The organism is Streptomyces sp. CBMA156 (assembly GCF_014596515.1).
Taxonomy (GTDB): domain Bacteria; phylum Actinomycetota; class Actinomycetes; order Streptomycetales; family Streptomycetaceae; genus Kitasatospora.
Genome location: NZ_MSJQ01000161.1, coordinates 1 through 21,954 on the forward strand (window position 1 = coordinate 1; position 21,954 = coordinate 21,954).

The 21,954-nt window shown below is 74.2% G+C and carries 16 protein-coding genes; 8 read left to right on the plus strand and 8 right to left on the minus strand.

Translation table 11 applies throughout. The features are described from left to right. Positions 1 to 685, plus strand: a 685-nt coding sequence (locus tag BU198_RS13380) for an MFS transporter (protein ID WP_188297069.1), incomplete at its 5' end; no start/stop codon positions are given. 23 nt (positions 686 to 708) lie between these two features. On the opposite strand, the gene BU198_RS13385 is transcribed toward BU198_RS13380, so the two are convergent. Beyond that, on the minus strand, positions 709 to 1,944 hold the full coding sequence (locus tag BU198_RS13385) for an erythromycin esterase family protein (RefSeq protein ID WP_188297070.1): 1,236 nt from the start codon (positions 1,942 to 1,944) through the stop codon (positions 709 to 711). Positions 1,945 to 2,055: 111 nt separating this feature from the next. On the opposite strand from BU198_RS13385, the gene pepN reads away from it, so the two are divergent. Beyond that, entirely contained in the window at positions 2,056 to 4,554 is a 2,499-nt protein-coding gene (gene pepN / locus BU198_RS13390) for an aminopeptidase N (protein WP_317620104.1), read from the plus strand. Between the two features lie 158 nt (positions 4,555 to 4,712). Further along, entirely contained in the window at positions 4,713 to 5,948 is a 1,236-nt protein-coding gene (locus tag BU198_RS13395) for a cytochrome P450 family protein (protein WP_188297072.1), read from the plus strand. A gap of 78 nt (positions 5,949 to 6,026) precedes the next feature. Here the strand turns inward: BU198_RS13395 and BU198_RS13400 are convergent, their stop codons facing one another. Next, positions 6,027 to 6,533 carry a hypothetical protein gene (locus tag BU198_RS13400; protein ID WP_188297073.1) on the minus strand — a complete coding sequence of 169 codons (507 nt, stop codon included), beginning with the start codon at positions 6,531 to 6,533 and terminating at the stop codon, positions 6,027 to 6,029. Between the two features lie 237 nt (positions 6,534 to 6,770). Here BU198_RS13400 and BU198_RS13405 point away from each other — a divergent pair, with 237 nt between their 5' ends. Further along, a complete protein-coding gene (locus tag BU198_RS13405; RefSeq protein WP_188297074.1) occupies positions 6,771 to 8,609 on the plus strand; it encodes an FAD-dependent oxidoreductase in 1,839 nt (612 codons plus the stop codon). A gap of 9 nt (positions 8,610 to 8,618) precedes the next feature. Here the strand turns inward: BU198_RS13405 and BU198_RS13410 are convergent, their stop codons facing one another. From BU198_RS13410 to BU198_RS13435, 6 genes are all read right to left on the minus strand, one after another. Next, positions 8,619 to 9,500, minus strand: a complete 882-nt coding sequence (locus BU198_RS13410; protein WP_188297075.1) for a hypothetical protein — start codon at positions 9,498 to 9,500, stop codon at positions 8,619 to 8,621. Between the two features lie 414 nt (positions 9,501 to 9,914). Beyond that, the gene (locus BU198_RS13415) at positions 9,915 to 10,637 is read right to left on the minus strand and encodes a dienelactone hydrolase family protein (protein ID WP_188297076.1); all 723 of its coding nucleotides are present in this window, start codon (positions 10,635 to 10,637) and stop codon (positions 9,915 to 9,917) included. 230 nt (positions 10,638 to 10,867) lie between these two features. Next, a complete protein-coding gene (locus BU198_RS13420; RefSeq protein WP_188297077.1) occupies positions 10,868 to 11,995 on the minus strand; it encodes an FAD-dependent oxidoreductase in 1,128 nt (375 codons plus the stop codon). Between the two features lie 349 nt (positions 11,996 to 12,344). Further along, positions 12,345 to 12,659, minus strand: coding sequence for an alpha/beta hydrolase (locus tag BU198_RS13425; RefSeq protein WP_223244334.1), 315 nt, complete (start codon positions 12,657 to 12,659; stop codon positions 12,345 to 12,347). 170 nt (positions 12,660 to 12,829) lie between these two features. After that, a complete protein-coding gene (locus BU198_RS13430; protein WP_188297078.1) occupies positions 12,830 to 13,441 on the minus strand; it encodes a transglutaminase-like domain-containing protein in 612 nt (203 codons plus the stop codon). Between the two features lie 108 nt (positions 13,442 to 13,549). Further along, on the minus strand, positions 13,550 to 15,727 hold the full coding sequence (locus BU198_RS13435; protein ID WP_188297079.1) for an SdrD B-like domain-containing protein: 2,178 nt from the start codon (positions 15,725 to 15,727) through the stop codon (positions 13,550 to 13,552). 654 nt (positions 15,728 to 16,381) lie between these two features. Between BU198_RS13435 and BU198_RS13440 the strand changes: the two genes are divergently transcribed. From BU198_RS13440 to BU198_RS13455, 4 genes are all read left to right on the plus strand, one after another. Further along, positions 16,382 to 16,879, plus strand: coding sequence for a beta-class carbonic anhydrase (locus BU198_RS13440; RefSeq protein ID WP_188297080.1), 498 nt, complete (start codon positions 16,382 to 16,384; stop codon positions 16,877 to 16,879). A 242-nt stretch (positions 16,880 to 17,121) separates the two neighbouring features. Beyond that, positions 17,122 to 18,234: a patatin-like phospholipase family protein gene (locus BU198_RS13445; protein WP_317620105.1), complete on the plus strand. Its 1,113-nt coding sequence runs from the start codon at positions 17,122 to 17,124 to the stop codon at positions 18,232 to 18,234. Next, entirely contained in the window at positions 18,170 to 20,539 is a 2,370-nt protein-coding gene (locus tag BU198_RS13450; protein WP_188297082.1) for a hypothetical protein, read from the plus strand. Before BU198_RS13445 ends, BU198_RS13450 begins: the two co-directional genes overlap by 65 nt. A 207-nt stretch (positions 20,540 to 20,746) precedes the next feature. After that, positions 20,747 to 21,727, plus strand: coding sequence for an endonuclease/exonuclease/phosphatase family protein (locus tag BU198_RS13455; protein ID WP_317620106.1), 981 nt, complete (start codon positions 20,747 to 20,749; stop codon positions 21,725 to 21,727). Positions 21,728 to 21,954 lie beyond the last annotated feature (227 nt).

Consider the following 21,954-nt stretch of genomic DNA (forward strand, 5'->3'; position numbering starts at 1 on the left):
CGTCACCGCCGCCGCCGGCTGCCTGTGGTGGCGCCGCGGCCGCACCCGCGGCGGGGACGCGGTCCTGCTGGACCGGGACCTGCTGCGCACCCGCGGCGTGCGGACCGCGGCGGTGGTGGCCGGCGCGTTCTACTTCTGCGTCACCGGCTCGCTGTTCCTGCTGCCGCTCTACCTCCAGCAGGTGCGCGGGATGTCCCCGGCCTCCTCCGGCCTGGCGGTCCTTCCCGTCAGCCTGGCCGTCGCCGGTGCCGCGCTGGTCTCCGGACGGCTGATGAGGACCCGAGGACCACGCCCGCTCCTGCTCTCGGGCCTGCTGCTCACCGCCGGCGGCGTGCTGATCTGGTGCGCGGCGGGGGAGCACAGCCCCTACGCCGGACCGGTCCTGGCCGGCCTGGTCGTCACCGGCGTCGGACAGGGCCTGGCCTTTCCCGCCCTCACCGCCACCGGCCTGCGCCACGTGCCGGACCGGGCCCACGGCACCGCCTCCGCGGTCACCGCCACCGCCCTGCAGATCGGCAGCGGCATCGGGCCCACCGTCCTGGCCGGCCTCGCCCAGGCCGCCGGCCCGGCCGGACCCGGCGACCTGTCCCTGCCGGGCCACCACCTCGCCTACGCCGTGGCGGCCGCACTCCTGCTCGTCGTCGGCCTCCCGGCCACGGTCCGCCGCGCGGCGCGGCGCGGCTGACACCGCCTCCCGGTGCCCCGGGCTCACGGCAGCCGGCGCACCGGGGAGGTCCGGCGGACGTGGACGAGGACGTCGAAGGCCTCGGCCAGGGAGGCGACGGCCAGGTGCTCGGCGCCGTCGCGCTCCGTGGTGTAGACACCGCTGATGACCCGGGCCTTCGCCGGCCCGTCCCACCGGCGGCGCACGTCCTCCCGGCGCAGGTCCAGCCAGCGGGCGGGCAGGTCCGTCTCGCCGAGCCTCGCGTCGACCAGGTCCGCGGCCGGCTCCGGGGCGACGGCGACGCCGAGGTCGCCGTGGTGGAAGCCGATCGCCGCGGAGACGTACCCCCGGCCGTAGCGCCCGCGCAGCAGGCTGCCGACGGTGGCCTGCGGACCGCGATCCGGCACCAGGCCCAGCACCGTGTCGGCCGCCGAGGTGTGCGCGATGCCGTCCCAGTAGACGGTGCGCAGAGCGGTCCGGCGCTGGAAGCCGGCGACGACGCCGGCCCACACCTCGGCCTCGCCCGCGTAGGTGCCCCGCCCGGCGACGCTGCGCTCGTGGTACTCCACGATCAGGCGCATCCTCGCGACCGCGTCGTCGGCACCCGGGAGGGACTCGACCAACCGGAGTGCGTCGCGGGCGTGTTCGGCGAACGGGCGGCCCGGGTGGACTCCCCGCGCCCGCTGCACGTGCTCCTCGGTCCCGTGGGCGGTGCGGGCGGGCTCCAGATGGGCCGCCACCCGCGCGAGCAGCTCCGGCGCCGCCGCGCGCACCTGCTCCAGGACGGCGTCGTAGTCGGCGGGCCCCGCCTGGACCGGCTTCACGCCGAAGATCCGGACCCGGTCGCCCGGGTGGTCCCGGTTGAACGCCCGGATCCACTCCATCCCGGCGGCCATCCCGGCGGTGCGCCACGGCCGCCAGGCACCGGCCAGCGCGGACGCGGCCGAACCCCCGCCGCCGGACACGTACGCGTCCAGGGCGGCGGCGGCACCCGCACCGTCCTGGACGGCCAGCGCGCGGAAGCCGTGGTCCCGGACCAGCCGGCGGAACAGCTGGTCCCGCACCCCGAAGGTCTCCCGCGAGAAGCGCGTGGACTCCCCGAGGCCGACCACCGCCGGCCGCCCGGCGGCCAGCCGTCCGGCGATCTCGTCGAGTACGGCGGCGGACAGCGGGAGGGCATCGGAATCCCGGCCGTCCCGACTGTCCTGACTGTCCTGACTGTTCGTCAAAAGCCGGTCGGGGGCGGCTGGTCGGCGGGTGGCTGCGGTGTCGTTCGGCATGTCCCGCAGTCTGGTACCTGAAGCCGACTTGAAGTCAAGCGTCGAACGCCCGGCCGCCCGAAGCCGAAAAGCGGGTGTCGCCCGCCCGCCGGATGGAGCAGCATGATCCCCGTGTCCGATACCTCAGTACTCACCCGCACCGAGGCCGCCGAGCGCCACCGACTGCTCGACGTCCGCACCGTCCACCTCGATCTCGACCTCACCCTCGGCCGGGAGGTGTTCGGCTCCACCACCGTGATCCGCTTCGGCTGCACCACCCCCGGCGCCGGCACCTACGTGGACGTCAAACCCGCCACCCTCCACCGAGCGGTGCTGAACGGCCGCGAACTGGACGCCACCACGCTGCGCGCCGGGCGCCTCCCGCTGACCGGCCTCGCGGCCGACAACGAACTCACCGTCGAAGCCCACATGGCCTACTCCCACACCGGCGAAGGCATGCACCGCTTCACCGACCCCGCCGACGGCGAGGACTACGTCTACACCCAGTCCTTCCTCGACGACGGCCCACGGGTGTTCGCCTCCTTCGACCAGCCCGACCTCAAGGCCCGGTACACCGTCACCGTCACCGCGCCGCCGCAGTGGACCGTGGTCGGCAACAGCACGGGCCGCCAGGTCACGCCCGGCCGCTGGGAGTTCGCGACCACCCCGGCCATCAGCAGCTACCTGGTCTCCGTGGTCGCCGGCCCCCTGCACTCCGTACGCGCCGAGCACGACGGGATCCCGCTCGGCCTGCACTGCCGCCGCTCACTCGCCGCCCACCTGGACACCGACGCCGCCGAACTACTGGAGACCACCCGCCAGGGCTTCGACCACTACCACCGGGTCTTCCGCCACCGCTACCCCTTCGACAGCTACGACCAGTGCTTCGTCCCGGAGTTCAACGCCGGCGCGATGGAGAACCCGGGCTGCGTCACGCTGCGCGACGAGTACATCTTCCGCTCCGCCGTGGCCGACACCAAGCGCGAGGAACGCGCCCTGGTCGTGGTCCACGAGATGGCGCACATGTGGTTCGGCGACCTGGTCACCATGAAGTGGTGGGACGACCTCTGGCTGAACGAGTCCTTCGCCGAGTACATGGCCTACAGCGTCACCGCCGCCTCCACCCGCTTCACCGGCGCCTGGACCGGCTTCGCCGCCGACCGCAAGCCCTGGGGCTACGACGCCGACCAGCGCCCCTCCACCCACCCCGTGGCACCCGGCACCGTCGACGACACCGCCCAGGCACTGCAGAACTTCGACGGCATCTCCTACGCCAAGGGCGCCGCCGCACTGCGCCAGCTGGTCGCCTGGCTCGGCGAGGACGCCTTCCTCACCGGGGTCAACGACTACTTCGACGAACACGCCTTCGGCAACGCCACCCTCGACGACCTCCTCCGGGCACTGGCGGCGGCCAGCGGCCGCGACGTCCACGGCTGGGCCGACCGCTGGCTGCGCACCACCGGCGTGGACACCCTGCGGCTGACCGACGGCCGGATCGAACACACCTCGCCCGACGGCACGCCCCGCCCGCACCAGCTGACCGCGGCCCACTACCGGCGCACCGCCGAGGGCGCCCTGGAACTGGCCGGCCGCGTGCCGCTCGACCTGACGGCCGACGCCACCGCCGCGCCCGTGCAGCCCGCTGCCGCCACCGAGCTGACCCTGCTCAACGACACCGACCTCAGCTACGTCAAGATCCGCCTCGACCCCGGCTCCTGGAAGACCGTGCGGTCCTCGCTCGGCGCCGTGCCCGAAGAACTCGCCAGAGCCGTGCTCTGGAGCGCCGCCCGGGACCAGGTCCGCGACGGGGAACTGACGCCCGGCGAGTACCTGGAGCTGGTCGCCGCCCACCTGCCCGGCGAGACCTCCGTACACCTGGTGGACGCGGTGCTCTCCTTCGCCCGCGACTTCGTGGCGGACTGCGCCGTACCGCCGGCCGCCCGCCCGGCCGCCCTCGCCACCCTGGCGCAGGTCTGCCGCACCCTGCTGCGGCGCACCGAGGGCGAACCGGACCGCACCGGCCTGCGCCTGGTGGCCGCCCGCGGCGTGATCAACACCGCCGCCGACCGGACACAGGCCACCGAACTGCGCGACTGGCTGGCGGCCGGCACGGTGCCCGGCGGCCCGGTGCTCGACCCGGACCTGCGCTGGCACCTGCTGCTGCGACTGTGCGTGCTCGGCGCGGCGGGAGAAGCGGAGATCGCCGCCGAACTTGCCGCCGACCCCAGCGACACCAGCGAGGAGGGCGCCGCCCGCTGCCGCGCCGCACTGCCCGACCCGGCCGCCAAGGAAGCCGCCTGGCAGACCCTGTTCCACGGCGAACTCTCCAACTACCTGGCCACCGCCACCGCCAGGGGCCTGTGGCAGCCCGAACAGGCCGAACTGCTCGACCGGCTGACCACGCGCTACTTCGAGGAACTGGGCCCGGCCACCGCCCGCCGCGGCCCCGCCCTGGCCCGGGTGCTCGCCACCGCGGGCTTCCCCGCCTTCGCCGCCACCGAACGGACCGTACGGGCGGCCGAGGCCTGCCTGGCCGACCCGGACCTCACCGCGGCGACCCGGCGCGGACTGGTGGACCAGCTGGACACGCTGCGCCGCGCCGTCCGGGCCCGGGCACTGACCGGGCAGTAGCCCCCGACAGGCAGTAACCCCCGACAGGGGGAAAACAGGGGCCGCGCATCCGAACGGAGCGCGGCCCCGTTGACGACCGCGCCGCACCCCACTAGAACGGAGCACAGGCCCCGGCACGGCCTGACGGGGCACCCCGAGAGATCCCGAGGAGCAACACCATGGCTCCCACACCCCCGGACCACGGCGGCTGCCCGGTCCTGGACATGACCGCCCGCACCCTCCACCAGCAGAACGCGCAGCTGCGCTCCGCCGGACCGGCCGTACGGGTCGAACTCCCCGACGGCATCATCGCCTGGTCCGTCACCCGCAGCTCGGTGATCCGCGCCCTGACCAGCGACCCGCGCATCTCCCGCGACCCGCGCAAGCACTGGCCCGGCCTGGCCTCGGTACCCGAGGGATGGCCGATGGGACCGATCGCCTTCCAGCAAAACTTCTTCAACCTCTACGGTGCCGAACACCGCTCGGCCCGACGCCGGATGGCACCCTCGTTCGCACCCCGCCGGGTGTCCGCGCTGCGCCCCGGGATCGAGGCGATGGCCGCCGCCCTCGTCGGCGCGCTCGCGCCCGGGGAGGCCGTGGACATCCGCCGCGCCCTCGCCCTCCCGCTGACCATGACGGTGATCTGCGACCTGTTCGGCGTACCCGCCGACCTGCGGCCCCGGATAGACGGGGCGATGGGCACCCTGCTGACGACGACGGCGACGACCGAGCAGATGACGGCCTCGCGGGCGGACATCAACGTGGTGCTGACCGAACTGCTGGAGCTCAAACGACGCGAGCCCGGGCCGGACCTCGCCAGCGACGTGGCCGCCGTCAGCACCGGCGGCGAGACGGGCCGCAGCGAGGAGGAGTCCCGCGACGTCCTCTTCCTGATGCTCGGCGCCGGGTACGAGACCGCGGTCAACCTCATCACCAGCGCCGTCCAGGCCCTCCTCACCCACCCCCGCCACCTGGCCGGGGTCCGCGAGGGCACCCTCGGCTGGGCGGACGTCATCGAGGAGACCCTGCGCTACGAGAGCCCGGCGATGCACCTCCCGCTCCGCTACCCGCTGGAGGACATCGACCTCGGCGACGGCGTGGTCATCCGCCGGGGCGAGCCGATCCTGCTCGGATTCGGCGCGGCCGGCCGGGACCCGGAGGCCCACCCGGACCGGCCGGACGACTTCGACCCGACGCGCCCCGACAAGGAGCACCTGTCCTTCGGCCACGGCCCGCACTTCTGCCTCGGCGCGCCCCTGGCCCGGCTGGAGACCGAAGTCGCCCTGGACGGCCTCTTCGGCGCCTACCCCGACAGCGTCCTGGACCCGTCCAGGACGCCGCCGGCCCGGCTGGAGTCCGTCATCATCAGCGGCCCGTCCGAGCTCTGGATCGTCCCGACGCCCGCCCCGGCGTGACACCCCGGCCCGCATCGTCGCGGCGCGCACCGTCGCGGCCTGCACGGTGCGGGCCGGGGAAGCGGGCGCGGCCGACGGTCAGGACGCCGGGGCGCCGATCTTCTCGTTGGCGAGACGGATCAGGTCCTTCGCGAAGGCACGGTGGACCGAGGGCACGACGACCGCCATCGCCAGGTGTCCCGTCCGGTGCCGGAACTCGAAGCGGCGGAAGGCCGCCAGCACGCCCCTCGCGTTGATCTCCCTGACCGTCGCCAGATCGCGCCACGCGACCGCGTCCCGGACGCCGCCGACGAAGTCGGTCACGGCCACACCGTCCTCGTGGAGGTGGCACTGACGGATGCCGAGCCGCCCGGCCAGCCGGCGCCAGGCGAAGACCAGACCGTAGACCGCCACGATGATCGCCACGACGATCGCGGCCTTGACCACGGCGTTGTCCGGCCGCATCACCACCAGGCCGACGAGCAGCACCACGCCGAACACCAGGACGAAACGCCGCCCCAGCTGCCAGAGCAGCCCGGGGACGCCGATCACGGAAGCGCTGCGGTGGAGCCTGCCGAAGCCCAGCTCCCTGACCTGCCGTGCCATGCCGATTCCCCACCCTGTCAGCGGAGTTGGCCGGCGTGATCGCCGACTCCCCGCGCCCACTATCGAGGAGCGCCGGACGGCTGGCAAGCCCCGCAGGTGCCTTCCCGTGCCTTCCCGTGCCTTCCCGTGGCACCCTCGGCCCGAACCGGTGGCGGGTGACCGGAGCCGGGTCCCGTCGTTGCACACCGGGGGTCACCCCGCCGTCCGGGTGACCGGGGAGTCGGAGGTGCGCGCATCATGGGATCGGCCGAGGGTTCGCGGGACGGCGCGGTGAGCGGTCGGACGCGACGTCAATTCCTCACCCGTGCCGCCGTGTTGGGCGGTTCCGTGGCCGTCGGTCCCGCGGCGGGTGCCGCCGCGCTCCCGCGCGGGGCGGGCACCGGAGCTCGCGGTGGCCCCGGGCGGAGCGTGGCGGTCCTCGGCGGCGGGGTCTCCGGGCTGAGCGCCGCGCACGAACTGGCCGAGCGCGGCTATCGGGTGACGGTGTACGAGTACCACGCCGCGCTCGGCGGCAAGGCCAGGAGCATGGACGTGCCGGGCAGCGCGACCGGTGGCCGCCGGGCGCTGCCGGGCGAGCACGGCTTCCGGTTCTTCCCCGGCTTCTACCGCAACCTGCCGGACACCCTGCGCCGCATCCCCTGCGCCGGCAACCCCGGCGGCGTCCACGACAACCTGCGCGACGCCACCCAGGCGCTGCTCGCCTACGACGCCCCGCGTCCGGGCCTGCTCCTGCCCTTCCGGACCCTCACCACCCGGCCGCTCGACCTGGGCGACCTCGCCCCGGACGCCCTGCGGCGGACCCTGACCGGCGTGCTGGACGAGGTGCTGCACCTGCCCGCGGACGAGCTGGCCTACTTCGTCGACCGGGTCCTGGTCCACCTGACCAGCTGCGACGTGCGCCGTGAGCAGCAGTGGGAACGGGTGCCGTGGTGGGACTTCATCAGGGCCGGGCGGATGTCCCACGACTACCAGCGCCTCCTCGGCGTCGGCCTGTCCAGGGACCTGGTCGCGACCCGGGCCGAGCAGGCCAGCACCCGTACGGTGGCCCGCACCGTCGTCGAGGCCTTCCTGCTGGACGGGCTGCTCGGGCGGGGCGTCGACGGACAGCCCGACCGGGTGCTCAACGGCCCCACCAGCGAGGCCTGGATCGACCCGTGGGCGGCACACCTGTCCTCGCTGGGCGTCGTGTTCAGGACCGGGACCGAGGTCAGGGAGGTGCTGTACGCCGACGGCCGGATCACCGGGGTCCGGGTCGCTCCGGCCGGCGGCGGGGCCCCCGAGACGGTGCGGGCCGACCACTACCTCAGCGCGCTGCCGGTCGAGCACGCCCGCGCCACCTGGGGCCCGCGCCTGCGCGCCGCCGATCCCCGGCTGGCGCGCTGCGACGCGATCGGCACGGACTGGATGACGGGCATCCAGTTCTACCTGCGCCGCCCGGTGCGGCTGGTGCACGGCCACGCGGTCTGCCTGGACTCCCCGTGGGCGCTCACCGCGGTCGGCCAGGCGCAGTTCTGGGACCGGGACTTCGCGGCCGGCTACGGCGACGGAACGGTGCGCGACTGCCTCTCGGTCTGCGTCTCGGAGTGGGACCGGCCCGGGATCCTCTACGGCAGGACGGCCAAGGAGTGCACCCGTGAGGAGGTGGCCCGCGAGGTCTGGGCGCAGTGCCGGCGGGCCTTCGACCGGCCGGGCGCCGGGTGGCCGGCGGACGCGGACGTGCACTCGTGGTTCCTCGACCCGGCCGTCACCGGTCTGGGCGGGCCGTCACCGGCCAACCGCGAGCAGCTGCTGGTCCACCCCGCCGGAACGCTGTACCACCGGCCCTCCGCCACGACCGCGGTGGGCAACTTCTTCCTGGCCGGCGACTACGTCCGCACCGACGTCGACCTGGCCACCATGGAAGGGGCCAACGAGTCCGCGCGGCGCGCCGTCAACGCCCTGCTGGACGCGGACGGTTCGGCCGCCGAACGCTGCCGGATCCAGCTGCTCTTCCGGCCCCCGGAGCTGGAACCGCTCAAGCTGCTCGACGAGGCCCGCTACCGCCTCGGCCTGCCGAACACCTTCGACCTCGGATGACCGCCGCCGCTACGCGGCTTCCGGGCCCGGGCCCGCGGTGGCGGGCGACGGGTCGAGGAACGGGTCGAGGTCGAACGACTTCCGCAGGTCCTGCTCGGCGGGCGCCTCCATCGCCGGGGCGGTGCCCAGCGCCGAGTACGTCACGGTGACGGCCTTCGCCTCGCCGTCCTGCTCGCCGAACTCGCGGAACCGGACGAGCTCCTGCCGGGCGTTGAGCCAGAAGTCGACGGTGTACGTCCCGCCGCCCTTCCTCAGGGCCACCTCGACGTGGGGGCGGTGCTCCTCGGTGAGGTCGGGGATCCCGCCCAGCACGGCGGCGACGTCCTCGACGGCGCGGTAGCGGGTGACCTCGGCGCCGTCGACCGTCTCGGTCCCGACCCTGCTGAGCCGGCCCGCCTGGGCCACGGTCAACCGGGTCACCGGGTCCATCGCCAGGCTCAGTTGCGGGTAGAAGGGCCGGCGCCACATGAGGAAGGGCATCTTCGACCAGAAGGTCTGCTGCCCCACCGCTGCCGCGGCCTGCTCGGTGGGGCCCATGTACGCCTCGTTGCCCACCACCCGGACCCTGAGTTTGGCGCCCGGGGCGTCGCCCAGGTACTCGATCGCGGCCGGGCGGCCTCCCCAACTGGCGAATCCCGCACCAGGTTTGGCCTCCAGGCCGTCCGGAGCGGACAGGGCGTACCGGCCGCCGCCGGCCTTCCGCATCACCTCGGCGGCCGCCGCCAGCGCCGCCTTGGGATCGAGCCCGGCCGCCTTGCCGCCCGTCGCCGTACCGCTCCCCGCCGCCGTACCGCCCGGGGCGGCCGCCGCCGACGGTCCGCCTGCGGTGCCACCACCGGCGCCACCGCAGGCGGTGAGGCCGCCCGCCAGTACGACCGCTGCGACCGTCACGACGACGGCGGAACGCGCCCCGCGCATGGAACCCCCTGTGAACCCGAACTCCCCCGATGATGCCGGGCGGACTCTAATGGATCACCAGGCCGACCCGACACTCCATTTCCGCCCCCGGCCCCCCACCCCGGCCCCCTCGACGACCGGTGCCCGGCCGGATTGTCAGTGCCGGCTGCGATGCTGCCGGCGGAAGAGGACGGCAGCGGGTGGCAAGGCACCTCACCGCGGCTTCGCGCCCATCCGAACCGCCATCGCATGGCGCCGATGATCTGACCTCCGTCGCGGATGCGCGGAACCGTCACCGAAGCCCGATCGGTGGAGACCCCGGACAGGAGTGTGCCGATGCCGCGCCGTACCGCCGCTGGGGGAGTGCCGCCCCGGGCTACCGCCCGTTGGCGGCCCGCCGGCCCGGTGTCACTTCAGGTGGCGGTCGTAGAACCGGCCCCCGTCGTCCACCTCGAACCACGGGGTGCCGGTGTGGCCGCCCAGGTTGGCGTGCAGGGTCTTCTCCTTGCTGCCGAAGGCGTCGAACAGGTCCAGGGCCCGCTGGCGGGGGTTGCCTTCGTCGTCCCACTGGAGCAGGAACAGCAGCGGAACGGTGACCTGGCGGGCCTCCTCGCGCTGGGCGAGGGGTACGTAGCCCCCGGCGAAGAGGCCGGCGGCCGCGATGCGCGGCTCGGTCGCCGCCAGGTGGATGCCGACGGCGGTCCACCCCGAGTACCCGACCGGGCCGCCGATCTCCGGCAGCGCGAGGAGGGCGTCCAGGGTGGTCCGCCATTCCGGGACGGCCTGTTCGACCAGCGGGCCGATGAAGGACTCGAAGATCCCGTCGACCGGCTTGCCGGCCCGCATCGCCCGGCGGAGGTCGGCGCGGGCCTGGTCGTCGGCGGCGGAGCGCGGCCGGTCACCGCACCCGGCGGCGTCGATGGTGGCCACCGCGTAGCCGAAGGCCGCGGTCCGCCGGGCCCGGGCCACCAGACGCGGTTCCCGCTTGGGCAGGCCGTTGTTGTGGGCCATCAGGATCAGCGGAGCCGGTGCGGAGCCGGGCGGCGTCCACAGGGTGCCGGGGATCTCGCCGAGGGTGAACTCGCGTTCGAGGACACCGTCGTCGAGGCGCTGTTCGGAAGTGAATCGCATGATGGTCATGCCTTTCGGGAGTGCTCTGAACGGCGCTCCCGGACGACCTATCGCCCGACCGTGACCCCGGAGGGGAGCACCCATGTCGAAACTGCGTTCACGGGTACCACCTCCTCGTTCTCTCGCACGGCCTTCGGAAGGCTAGCAGACCGGCGCGGGACCGGTCCCGAGGAAATCCGCCGCCTCCGGGGCCCGCCCGGCCGTCCCGGCGGAAGCCGGGATCCGGCCCGTCACCGGCCCTGCCGGGTGATGAACTCGATCATGTCGGGAGTCATGTCGCCCTCCGACCCGCCCTCCGAGCCGCGCTCCGGGAACGAGACGGCGGCCGCCGCGCTGCGGGGGAACATGGCCCGCTCGTACGCGCTGAGCGCCGCCTCGACGTCATCGGGGTGCGCGGCGAGCGCCCTGCCGAGTTCGGCGCCGTCGAGCATGGCCAGGTTGGCGCCTTCGCCGTTCGGGGCCTGGAGGTGGGCGGCGTCGCCGATCAGGGTCACCCCCGGCACCCGGTCCCACCGGTGCTCGTCCGGGAGGGCGTAGAGGGAACGCAGGACCGGCGCGGTGCCCTCGGTGATCAGCGCGACGAGCTCCGGCGCCCAGCCGGTGAACTCCCGCGCGATCCGCGCGGTGGCAGCGGCGGCATCCGTGAAGTCGATGCCCGTGAACCAGTTCAGCGGCTCGGTGATCCACACGTAGGCGTGCAGGGTGTCGCCGCTCTCCCGGTGGGCGAAGATCTCCCTGTCCGGCGACGACGCCATCATCGACCCGTCGCCGACCGCCCGCGCGGTGGCCGGGTACCGGGTGCGCGCGTCGGCCAGGTACGTCTCGACGAGGGACTTGCCGACGTACTCGGGCCTGGCCCCGGAGAGCAGCGGCCGGACGCGTGACCACGCGCCGTCGGCGCCGACCAGCAGGTCCGTGGTGACGGCGGTGCCGTCGGAGAACACCACCTCGTGACGGCCGCCGCCCAGGGCCCGGACGACGGTGGCCTTCCGCCCCCACCGGACGGTGCCGGCGGGCAGCGAGTCGAGCAGGATCCGCCGCAGGTCGCCGCGCTGCGCCTCGGGGCGTCCGCCGGTGCCGTCGTCGGGCACGTCGAACAGGACCGTCCCGTCGGTGCCGAGGACCCGCATCGCCTGGCGGCCCTCCAGCACGATGGCGCGGAACTCGTCCAGCAGGCCGGCCGCCCGCAGGGCGAGCTGCCCGGTGTCGTCGTGGATGTCGAGCATCCCGCCCTGGGAGCGCGCCGACGGGGAGGGCTCGGCCTCGTGGACCGTGACCGGGATGCCGTGGACGTGCAGGACCCGGGCCAGCGTGAGGCCGCCGAGCCCGGCGCCGATGATCGTGACGGGTGTGCGCATGGGTGACTCCTTCGGGATCGAGCCGCCCGCTCGATCCGGGCAGGCCGCTCCCTGGACGGTGTCAGGCACCGCCTTCGTGTCACCGTCATCCGGCCGTCGGCCCCGCCGGACGACCGGCAGGCCACCCGTAAAAGCCTGTCAGACGACCGACACCGCAGGTCGTTCGGCGATTCGCCGCCCGGGCCGTCCGGCTACGGCCACGGGTAGCCCACCTGCCCGGGTCGGAACCTCCGCAGAGCTCGGCCGTGCCACGGGGATCGCCCGCGGTCATCACCTCGTCGCCGATCCGGCGCCGGACGGCCTGGACCAGGGCTCCCTGCTCGCCACGGTGCCGCGCACCGCTCCCCGGTCACGGGCCGGCCGGCTCCGGGCGGCAGGACAGGTCCCGGGCGGGCAGCACCCCGGTGGCCAGGAAGCGGTCCGCGGCGGTGACCGCGCAGGACGGGGTGGACGGGTCGTAGGCGCCGTGGTTGCCGCCGTCCACGGTGACCATCCGGGCCCGCCCGCCGAGCGCCGCCCGCATGCCCAGCGCGCCGGACAACGGGGTGGCCGGGTCCCGTTCGGTCTGTAGCAGCAGGATGTTCGTCGGGCCCCGGCCGGTGACCCGGACGGCCGGTTCCACCGGGGCCGGCCAGAAGGCGCAGGGCCACACGTTGGCGCCCATGCCGTTCAGGACCGGGTTGCTCCGGCGGCTCTCGGTGACGTTGCGCTGGTACCGGCCGAGGTCGCGCGGCGCCGGGGTGTCACCCCCCGCGGGGGCAGCGGGAACCCGGCTTCCCCGCCGGGCAGAGCCCCACCGTCCGCCGACCTGCCGCCGTACCGGCTCCGTACCGCTTACGCCGCTCCGCCCGGCTCACCCGAACCGGCCGGTGCCTCGCCCGGCAGTTCGGCCGGCAGGTAGCCGTAGCCCTGCCGGCCCGGCACGGCCCGGGCGAGCGCCAGGACCAGCGGGGCCGGCGGTGCGGCGAAGACCCCGGGGTAGTCCCGCTCGCCCAGCTCCGGCCGGACCGGCCAGGCCAGCCGCTCCCGCTCCAGGTCGTACCGCGCGTCCACGCCCTCCCGGTTGCCCCGGGCGTCCAGGCGGGACCAACGGCCGTTCAGGAGAACGGCGTTGAGGGCGTGCAGCACGAATCCGCCCGCGCCGTCCTCCAGCCGCTGGTAGCACAGGCCGGCCGGCACCCCCTGCGCCCGCAGCAGCGCGGCCAGCAGATGGGACTTGCCGTGGCAGATCGCGTTGCGCGCCGCCAGCACCCCGGAGGCGCGGAACGCCCCGCTGTACGCGCCCGCGTCCGCGGAGTGGGCGACCCGGTCGCGGACGTGGTGGAACGCGGCCTCCGGCGTGGCCAGTTCGGCGGCCAGCCGGCGCAGCTCCGGGTGCCGGTGGTCGATCACCTCGTCCGCCGCGAGGTAGGCGGCGGGGTCGTCGGTCTTCGGTCGCAGGATCATGCCGTCCACGGTGCCGCGCGCACCGTCCGCCGCGGGCGGGATTCCACTCCTCGGACAGGGGCCCCGGGGCACCGAAGCGCCCCGGGGCCCCGTCCCGCACGACCGGGGTCAGTGCCCGCAGCCGCAGCGCCGGAACCCGAAGTCGAGGGAGTGGTCGTTCTCGCCCGGTCCGCCGGTGGTCAGCGCCCGTTCGGGATACCGTCCCCCCGGCGGGGCGACGCCGTCGGAGTCGATGAGCGGATCGTCACCGACGCCGTGCCTGGTGGGCACCCACCGGTACAGCGGACCGCCCTCGGCGTAGTCGGCCGGCTCGTCCAGCCGGATCGTGTACGCGGTGCGCGGCGTGAGGCCGCCGTCCACGTTCGAGTCGTCGAAGTAGTACTCGCCGCGCGCCGTCGTCCTCGCCGTCCCGACGAGCGTGCCCGCCCCGTCGTACAGGTGGACGGTGGCACCCTCCACGGGGAGCTGTCCCGGCCGCTGGATGCCCGTGTGCCCGGCGTCGTACCAGACCCGGTTGCCGATCTGCAGCGGCGCCCGGTCGCAGAGCACCTCCAGGTCGCCCATCGAGGCGCCCTTGCCGAACGGCGCGGGGACGTCCGCCGGGTTGAGCCGCAGCCCGGACAGCGGGTCCTGCCCGCCGTCCGCCCGTCGCAGGAACGACGTGCCGTAGCCGAAGGCCGTGCTGTTCGGGTCGAACCCGGAGACCGCGACGGTGGACTCGACCTTGGACAGCGCCATCCCCGCGTAGGACGCGTTGTGGTGGAAGCCCATCCGGCTGGTGTCGAAGAAGCGGGTGCCCCGGGGCGAGAGCCCGCAGCCGTTGTTGGTGTCCATCACGTAGCCGCCGTCCGCCGCGCAGGCCTTGTTCAGGTCACCGCCCGACAGGACCTCACCGACCGCGCCGCCCGCCGCCGCCTGCCCCGTCGCCCGGTCGGCGAGGCGGTCGCGGAAGGCCAGCAGCATCGAGCCGTCCGTCTCGAAGCCGACCTCGGCCAGCTCCGGCTCCGGCTGGGCGCGGTAGCCGGAGCAGACCTGCCCGTTCTGCGTCGCCGGGTAGGTGTCCGTCCACGGGAACCAGCCCGCGCCGTCGCACGGGCCCGCACCGACCGTCGACTGGCGCGGGTAGTCCAACGGCTGGTCCAGCACGGCCTGCCGGAACCGGCCGGTGGCCGGGTCGAAGGGCAGCACGACCGCCCGCAGGTCCGACGCCAGGCCCGTCGACTCGCCCGAACAGACACCGCCGAGGTACCCGGTCCCGTCCTGGAGGCCCAGACCGAAGGGACGCCAGTCCCCGGCCGAGGGACAGCCCGGATCCGGGATGGCGTAGACGGCCTTCGGCGCCGACGCGGTCGCCGCCGTGGCGTCGTAGCGGTACAGCCGGCGGTCGTTGAGGTTGACGACGAACAGGTCCCTGCCGTCGTCCGTCACCCTCAGTCCGCCGAGGCTCTCCCTGCCCGGCACCGCCAGGAACGCCTCGTCCGCCCCCGGCCCGTGCGCCGTGCCCCCGGCGTCCGGGACGGTGGCGAACAGCGTGGTCCGCTTCCGCGCCAGGTCCGTCACGTAGATCCCGCCGGCGCCACCGGGCCCGTACCCCGTGGTGCGCTTGGCCGCCGCCGAGGAGAACACCCGCCGGTCGGCCCGGTTCCACGCGATGCCGAACAGCGTGCCGGTCTGCGCGTCGGTGGCGATGTCCGTGACGTTCACGTCCACCCCGTCCTGGCCGCGCGCACCGTACGGGAACGACACCAGCGTGCGCTGCGCACCGCCCTGCCAGGTGGTGTTCTGGCAGGTCGTCACCAGGGTCGCGTTCTTCTGGCAGTAGTCGCCGGGGCTCCACAGCCCCGTGGTGTACGAGACGTCGGCGCCGCCGGAGAGGTCGACGAACTCCTCGTTGGAGCTCAGCCGGTCCGGCGCGCCGTCCAGCCCCTGCCGCGAGGCGAAGGCGGGGAACAGCACGCCCGGCCGCGGATTCACCACCCGCACCCGGTACCCGCCGCCGTGCTCCCGGCTGCGTGCCGGCGGTGCCAGCGTCACCGTCCCGTCGGCCGCCGTGGTGCCCTCGACGCGGACCCGGTCCCCGCCGGTGAGCGTCACCCTCACACCCGGCAGCCCCGGTTCCAGCGCGGGCGTCCACACCCCCGAGGCGTCCACCGCCCGGACCACCCGGACCGTCACCGTTCCTTCCGCGCTCTGCGGGAACGCCTCCGGCGCCGTCAGCAACCCGCTGCCGGCCAGCGCGACGGCGAGCACCGCGGCCCGCGCGACGCCCGTCCTTCGTCTTCTCATCCCCACCTGGGCCCCACTCTCGTGATCGGCGGGCAGACGCCCGATCCGGACAGGACCCCAGGAGAGCGGCAACCGGCCGTCCACGCCCCCGCTTCGGAGCAGGTTCACCGGTGTGTGTGACGGAGAAGGCGCCGGAAATCGCATCAAGTTCGGATACGACCTCATGAGTTCGCAGCCGATCCGGGTGGGCGGCGTCCGCGACGGTGAAACCCGCGACCGTCCCGGCTCCCCCGGGTGCGGTCACCCGGGGGAGTGGAGAACGGGCGATTCCCGCCCGGGCGGCCCTGCCGGGCAGTACGGTGCCCGCATGACCGTGCTCGTCCGCCGTCGTCACATCGACTTCGGCCGCGTCCACTCCACCGGCTGTCCGGTCAGCGTCTGATCACCCGGCCCGCCAGGCCGCGCCGTTCCGCCCCGTGCCGGACGGCGCCGCCGTGTCGGCCGTCCTCCTCCGCCGCGCGGACCCGCCGTCGCTCCGACCGGCGGCCCGTCCGCGCCGCGCCCGGGGCACATCCGTCGGGAAAGCGGCCGCCGAGAAGCGGCCGCCGCTCGGTGCCGCCCGCTCCTCGCGCACCCACCCGTCCGCGAGGACGGGGGCTCCCGGGCGCCCCGGCCCGCCACGATCCGACCGCACCGAAGGGACAGCCGTCCACCATGACCGACACCGTCACCGACCTCTACCTGCGCAACAACGCCGACTACGCCTCGGCCTTCGACGGGCCGCTCCCGCTCCCGCCGGCCCGCCACACGGCCGTCCTGGCCTGCATGGACGCCCGGCTCAACGTCTACGGCGCGCTCGGCCTCGCCGAAGGCGACTCGCACGTGATCCGCAACGCCGGCGGGGTGGCGACCGACGACGCCATCCGCTCGCTGGCGATCAGCCAGCGGCTGCTCGGCACGCGGGAGATCATCCTCATCCACCACACCGACTGCGGCATGCTCACCTTCGGCGACGACGCCTTCCGCGAGTCGATCCGGGAGGAGACCGGCGTCAAACCCCCGTGGGCCGCCGAGGCCTTCACCGACCTGGAGACGGACGTCCGGCAGTCGGCCGCCCGGATCCGCACCAGCCCCTTCGTCCCGCACACGGACTCCGTCCGCGGCTTCGTCCTCGACGTCGCCACCGGCCTCCTCAAGGAGGTCGTGCTCTGACCCGCCGGCGCCCCGGTGCGGCGGGCCCGTCCGGCCGCCGCACCGGGGCGCCGCGCCGGCTCCTTCCATAACCTGCCGCCCGAGGAGCAATACCGGGATTCCCGATCCGGGTTTATTCCCCGGTCAACGGAATTTCCGCCCCCCGCTTGTGAAAAGCGGTGGATGACGCTCCGTATCTTCGCTCCGTCGTCCGGTGGAAAAACACTGCCGGGCGCGTTCCGCGTGTGGCACAGTACGTCACTGTGACCGACGGGTTCATATCTGGACAAGGGTACTGGGATCCCGACCATCCCGTGCTCGGTATCCTGCGGGCCAGGCGCGACTCCGGCAGCCTGCCGGGGAGCCGCGCCGACGGTGCGCGGGTCGCGCTCGCGGTCGAGGGCGGGGGCATGCGCGGGGTGGTGTCGGCCGCCATGCTGTGCCAGTTGGAGGACCACGGCTTCAAGAACGCCTTCGACGTGGTCTACGGGTGTTCGGCGGGCGGGATCAACGGCGCCTACTTCCTTGCGGGGAACACCTGGTATTCGCTCTCGATCTACTACGACGACCTGACGACACGCAGGTTCGTCGACTTTTCCAGGGCCTTGCAGCGAAAGCCCATTCTGAATCTCGACTACTCCTTCGAGCACGTCATGGAACGGGTCAAACCGCTGGACTACGCGGCGGTGATCGCCTCTCCGGCCCGGCTGGCTGTTCCGGTCACCGATGTCGACGCCCTGCGCACGGTCGTGCTGCGCGACTTCTCCTCCAAGGAGGAACTCAAGACGGCGCTGCGCGCCTCGGCCTGGCTGCCGATCGCGGTCCCGGGCACCGCGCGCACCTCCGACGGGAGACGGGCGGTGGACGGCGGCGTGCTCACGGCGCTCCCGTTCCGGCTCGCGCTCGACGACGGCTGTACGCACGTGCTCTCGCTGAGCACCCGTCCGATGCGCGAGCACGCGGGCGGAACCGTGTCCCCGATGCACCGCTTCACCTACCTGCACCTCGAACGGCTCCGTACCGGGCTGGGACGCGGCTACCTGGCGGCGATCCGGCAGAAGTACCGGGACCAGGAGTGGCTGCGCGGTGAGCGGCACTCGTCCGGCGGGGTCGGGCCGCACGTGCTGGACCTCGCTCCGCTGCCCTGGATGCCGGAACTGAAGCGGCACGAGATGGACCGGCACCTGCTGCTCGAACATGCCCGCACGGCCTACGAGACGGCCTTCTGCGCGTTGGAGAACCGACCCACCGCGATGATCGCCCAGGGCCGCATCCATGCCATACCCCGGCTGACGGTGGTGGAGACCGCGAATGGCGCCCCAAGGAGTGGCACTCGATGCGGTGCTCGCGGCCCTGCGCGACCTGACGGGCTATAGCCAGGACCGGACGGCCTCCCTGCGATCGGCGCTGAGCCTGTCGCCGGCCGGGCCGGAAGGTGCCAGGCGGCTCGCCGGCCGGCAGGCCGCCTGGCGGCGGGTGCTGCAGGACATGCCGGTGGACGAGCGCTCGTTCGACACCCGTTTCGGGCTCGGCTCACGGACGGCCGTGATCGCTCGTCTGACGGCCTGGTGTGCCGGCTACCGGGAGCAGGGCGAAGCCCTCCGGCAGGACTGCGCCGACGTCTTCGGGTTCACGGGGCTGTTCCTGCTGACACTGATCGGCCTGGCCGAGTCCGAGGCGCAGCGTTCCCGCCTGCCGGCCGCGGACCCGGCGGGCGGTGCGGACGCGAGTGCCCTCACCCACGACTGCCCGGCGGTCTGCGGTGTGCTCGCCGCGGACGAGGAGGTCGGCCGGGCGGTGTCGGCCGTCTACAGCCCCGAGCCCGCCGCCGGGCGCCGTCCCGCCCCGGAGAGCGAGCAGGCGGTCCAGGAGTGGCGGGCGATGGCCCCGAACCTGCGTTTCCACCGTCACGGCAGCACGTCCGTGATCCTCCGCGGGAGCACCACCGGGGCGGTGCACGGGGCCCGCCCCGACTTCGCGCTGAAGCTGGTCCTCTACCCGTTCACCCGGATCGGGACCCTGGCCAAGGCGACCAGGGAGTACGCGCGGACCTACGGGTCGGCCGCCCAGGGCCTGCGGCACCTGGTGCGGGTGTGGGCCAGCTTCGACACCTGGATCATGATGGAGTTCATCGAGGGCAGCACCCTCGCCGAGACCGTCCGGGCCGAGGCCGCCGGCCGGCCCGCGGGCGAGCTGCGGCTGAGCCTGGACCGGCTCCGCGAGCAGGGGTCGAAGCTGTTCGACGCGCTGGCGGAGCTTCAGCAGGTCGCCGCGGACAACCCGTTGCACGGCGGGCTGGGCGGTGTCCACGCGGACCTCTCGCCGTCCAACATCATCGTCTCGGCCGCCGACGGGACCTTCCGGCTGGTCGACCTCGGCCGGAACTACCTGTACACGCACACCATCACCGGCGCCACCGGCGTGGCGTCCTCGTACATCGCGCCCGAGGTGCGGTCCGGCGACGGCCACATCCTGCGGGCCGACCTCTACTCGCTGGGCCGGCTGCTGATGCTGTTCGGCACCGGGGTGGAGAGCACCGATCGGGTGGTGCCGGACGTCTTCTACATGCGGGCCCCGCAGCTGGCCCGGTTCCTGGAGGACCTGGTCGACGCCGTCCCGGAGCGGCGGTTGCTGATCTTCTCCGATCCGGTGCAGCGGGAATTCTCCTACGCCAGGCTGAAGGAGGGCTTCCTCGCCGAACTCGAACTGGTCCGGGCCGCCGAGCGTGACAGCGGCGAGCTGCGGGTCGAAGCCGGGTGGCGGGCGCTGCGCGAGCTGGCCCGGCCGCTGGCGGGCGACCCCGGCCGGGAGTGGCGGCTGTGGCGCGGCCGCAGGCGAGGCGGTACCCCGTCGGCGACCGGCAGCCGGCCGCCGCTGGCCACCTGGCTGCTCGGCTGGTCGCTGCTGTCGGCCCTGGTGTGGGCGCTCACCAACTTCGCCGTCCTGACCTGGCTGTTCCGCGACCTGAACCTGTCCTGGGACAACCGGCTGATCGAGCTGGTCCAGCACCTGGGCGGCAACCGCGAAGGCCTGCCGGTCGTCGATTCGTGGCGGCACTCCGACTACACCGTGCCGGACTGGCGGGCCAATCTTCCGGCCCGCATGGTCGGGCTGTCCTACGCCATCGCCGCCCCGAAGTACTACCAGATGCTGTTCTCCGGTCTGACGCCGCTCGCCATCGGCCGCAGGGCCGGCTCGTTGAGCCGGCTCGCCCTGGCCACCGAGACCATCATGCGGATCATGGCGGTGGTTCCGTGCGGCCTGGTGCTGGCCATCACCCTGGTCGAACCGCGCTGGTGGCCCGTCAACTCGGCGATCGGACAGATCCTCACCTGGCTCGCCAACGTCCTCACCCTGGCGTACGTCCGCGCCGTCATCGCGCGCTCCCGGCGGCTCGGGCTGACCACGGTGCCCGAGGACGACAGCAAGATCACCGGTCTGGCGGCGTTCACCCAGTGGTCGCCGACCTCGATGTTCTACGCGGTCGCGGTCCTCACCGTCGGCACCCTGCTCTACCTGGGACTCCTGCACGACGTCTACGTGTACGCGCTGGCGGTCACCTCGACCAACCTGATCCTCTTCTACGTCATCAAGTGCGGCCTCGGCGGCCCGCTGGTCCGGGTGGCCATCGTGCGCGCCTGTCTGACCGCTGAACGGATCGGCCGCCTCGGCGGCCGGTGACGCCGCCCGCCGACGACGGGCGGGGCGGGTTCCGGAGCAGTGCGGGCGGCCATGGCGTGCCCGGCGCCGAGCGCGGGCGTCCCGCTCTCCGGACCTGGCCACCGCCCTCGAACGCCGGTGCGGAACCGGGCCGCGGGCGTGGGCGTCCGTCCTTCACGACGGCCGCCGATGATCAAGGCGGCCGGCCGCCCCGTGTAAGGAGAACCCGTGACGGACGGTACGTCGCAGAGCACGTCGCCCGCCGGCCGGGGCCGTTGGCGGCTCGCCGCGCTGATCGGGTGCGGGGTGCTGCTGCTGGGCCCGGCCGTGCTCGCGGTGGTGCGGGTGGCCGGGTGGGACGACGGCACCGTGTGGGCCCTGCCGATGGCCGGGCTGCCGTACGCGGCGCTGGTCAGCGTGCTGCTGCTGGCGGTGGTGGCGGTGCTGCGCGAATGGCGGCTGACCGGGGTCGCGGCCGCGCTGGTGGTGCTGCAACTGTGGTGGCTGGTGCCCCGGTTCGTCCCGGACGGGGCCGACGCGCCGGTCGACGCGCCCCGGCTGCGGGTGGCGACCAGCAACAACTTCATGGGGCAGGTCTCGCCGAAGTCGCTGGTCGACCTGGTGCGTGACCAGCGGATCGACGTGCTCGCGGTCGAGGAGCAGAGCGACTCCGCCGCCGACGCGCTGGACGCGGCCGGCATCCGTGACCTGCTGCCGCACCGCGAGCGGCCGGCCGGCACCGACACCGCGCTCTACACCCGGCTGCCCGTCGGCTCCGCCGCCGACCCGGCCTGGCCGACCACCAACCTGACCGTCGACGTCGGCGGCCGCCCGGTGCAGCTGGTCGCCGTGCACACCTACTACCCGCTCGGCGACGCCCGCCGCTGGGCCGAGGACCTGCACGCCCTGCGCGCCGCCGCGCCCGGGCGCACCCGCAACGCGGTCCTGCTGGGCGACTTCAACGCGACCCTCGACCACCGGCCGATGCGCGACCTGATCGCCACCGGCCTGACCGACACCCACGAGGAACTCGGTGCGGGCCTCTTCCCGACCTGGCCCCAGGACCACCCCGACTACCGCGTCCCGGCCGTGATCCAGATCGACCACGTCCTGCACGGGCCCGCGCTGACCGCCGTCGACGTCACCGAGCACGCCCTGCCGCGCAGCGACCACCGCGCCGTGGTGGCCGAACTCGCCGTCCTGCGCTGACCGCTGACCGCTGACCGCTGACGGCCGACGGCGGGTGGCCGACGGTGGGCTCAGCCGAGGAGGAGGAAGGCGTCCCAGTCCGCGGCGGTGCCGGGGTGGGCGTGCGCGTGGAGGGCCAGGGCCGCGCCTGCGGTGCCCTCCAGGAGGGTGGCGGGCTCTCCGGCGGCGAGGGCGGCGGCGAGGTCGCGCGCGGTGGCCGCGGCGAGGGCGGGCAGGTGGGCGGCCAG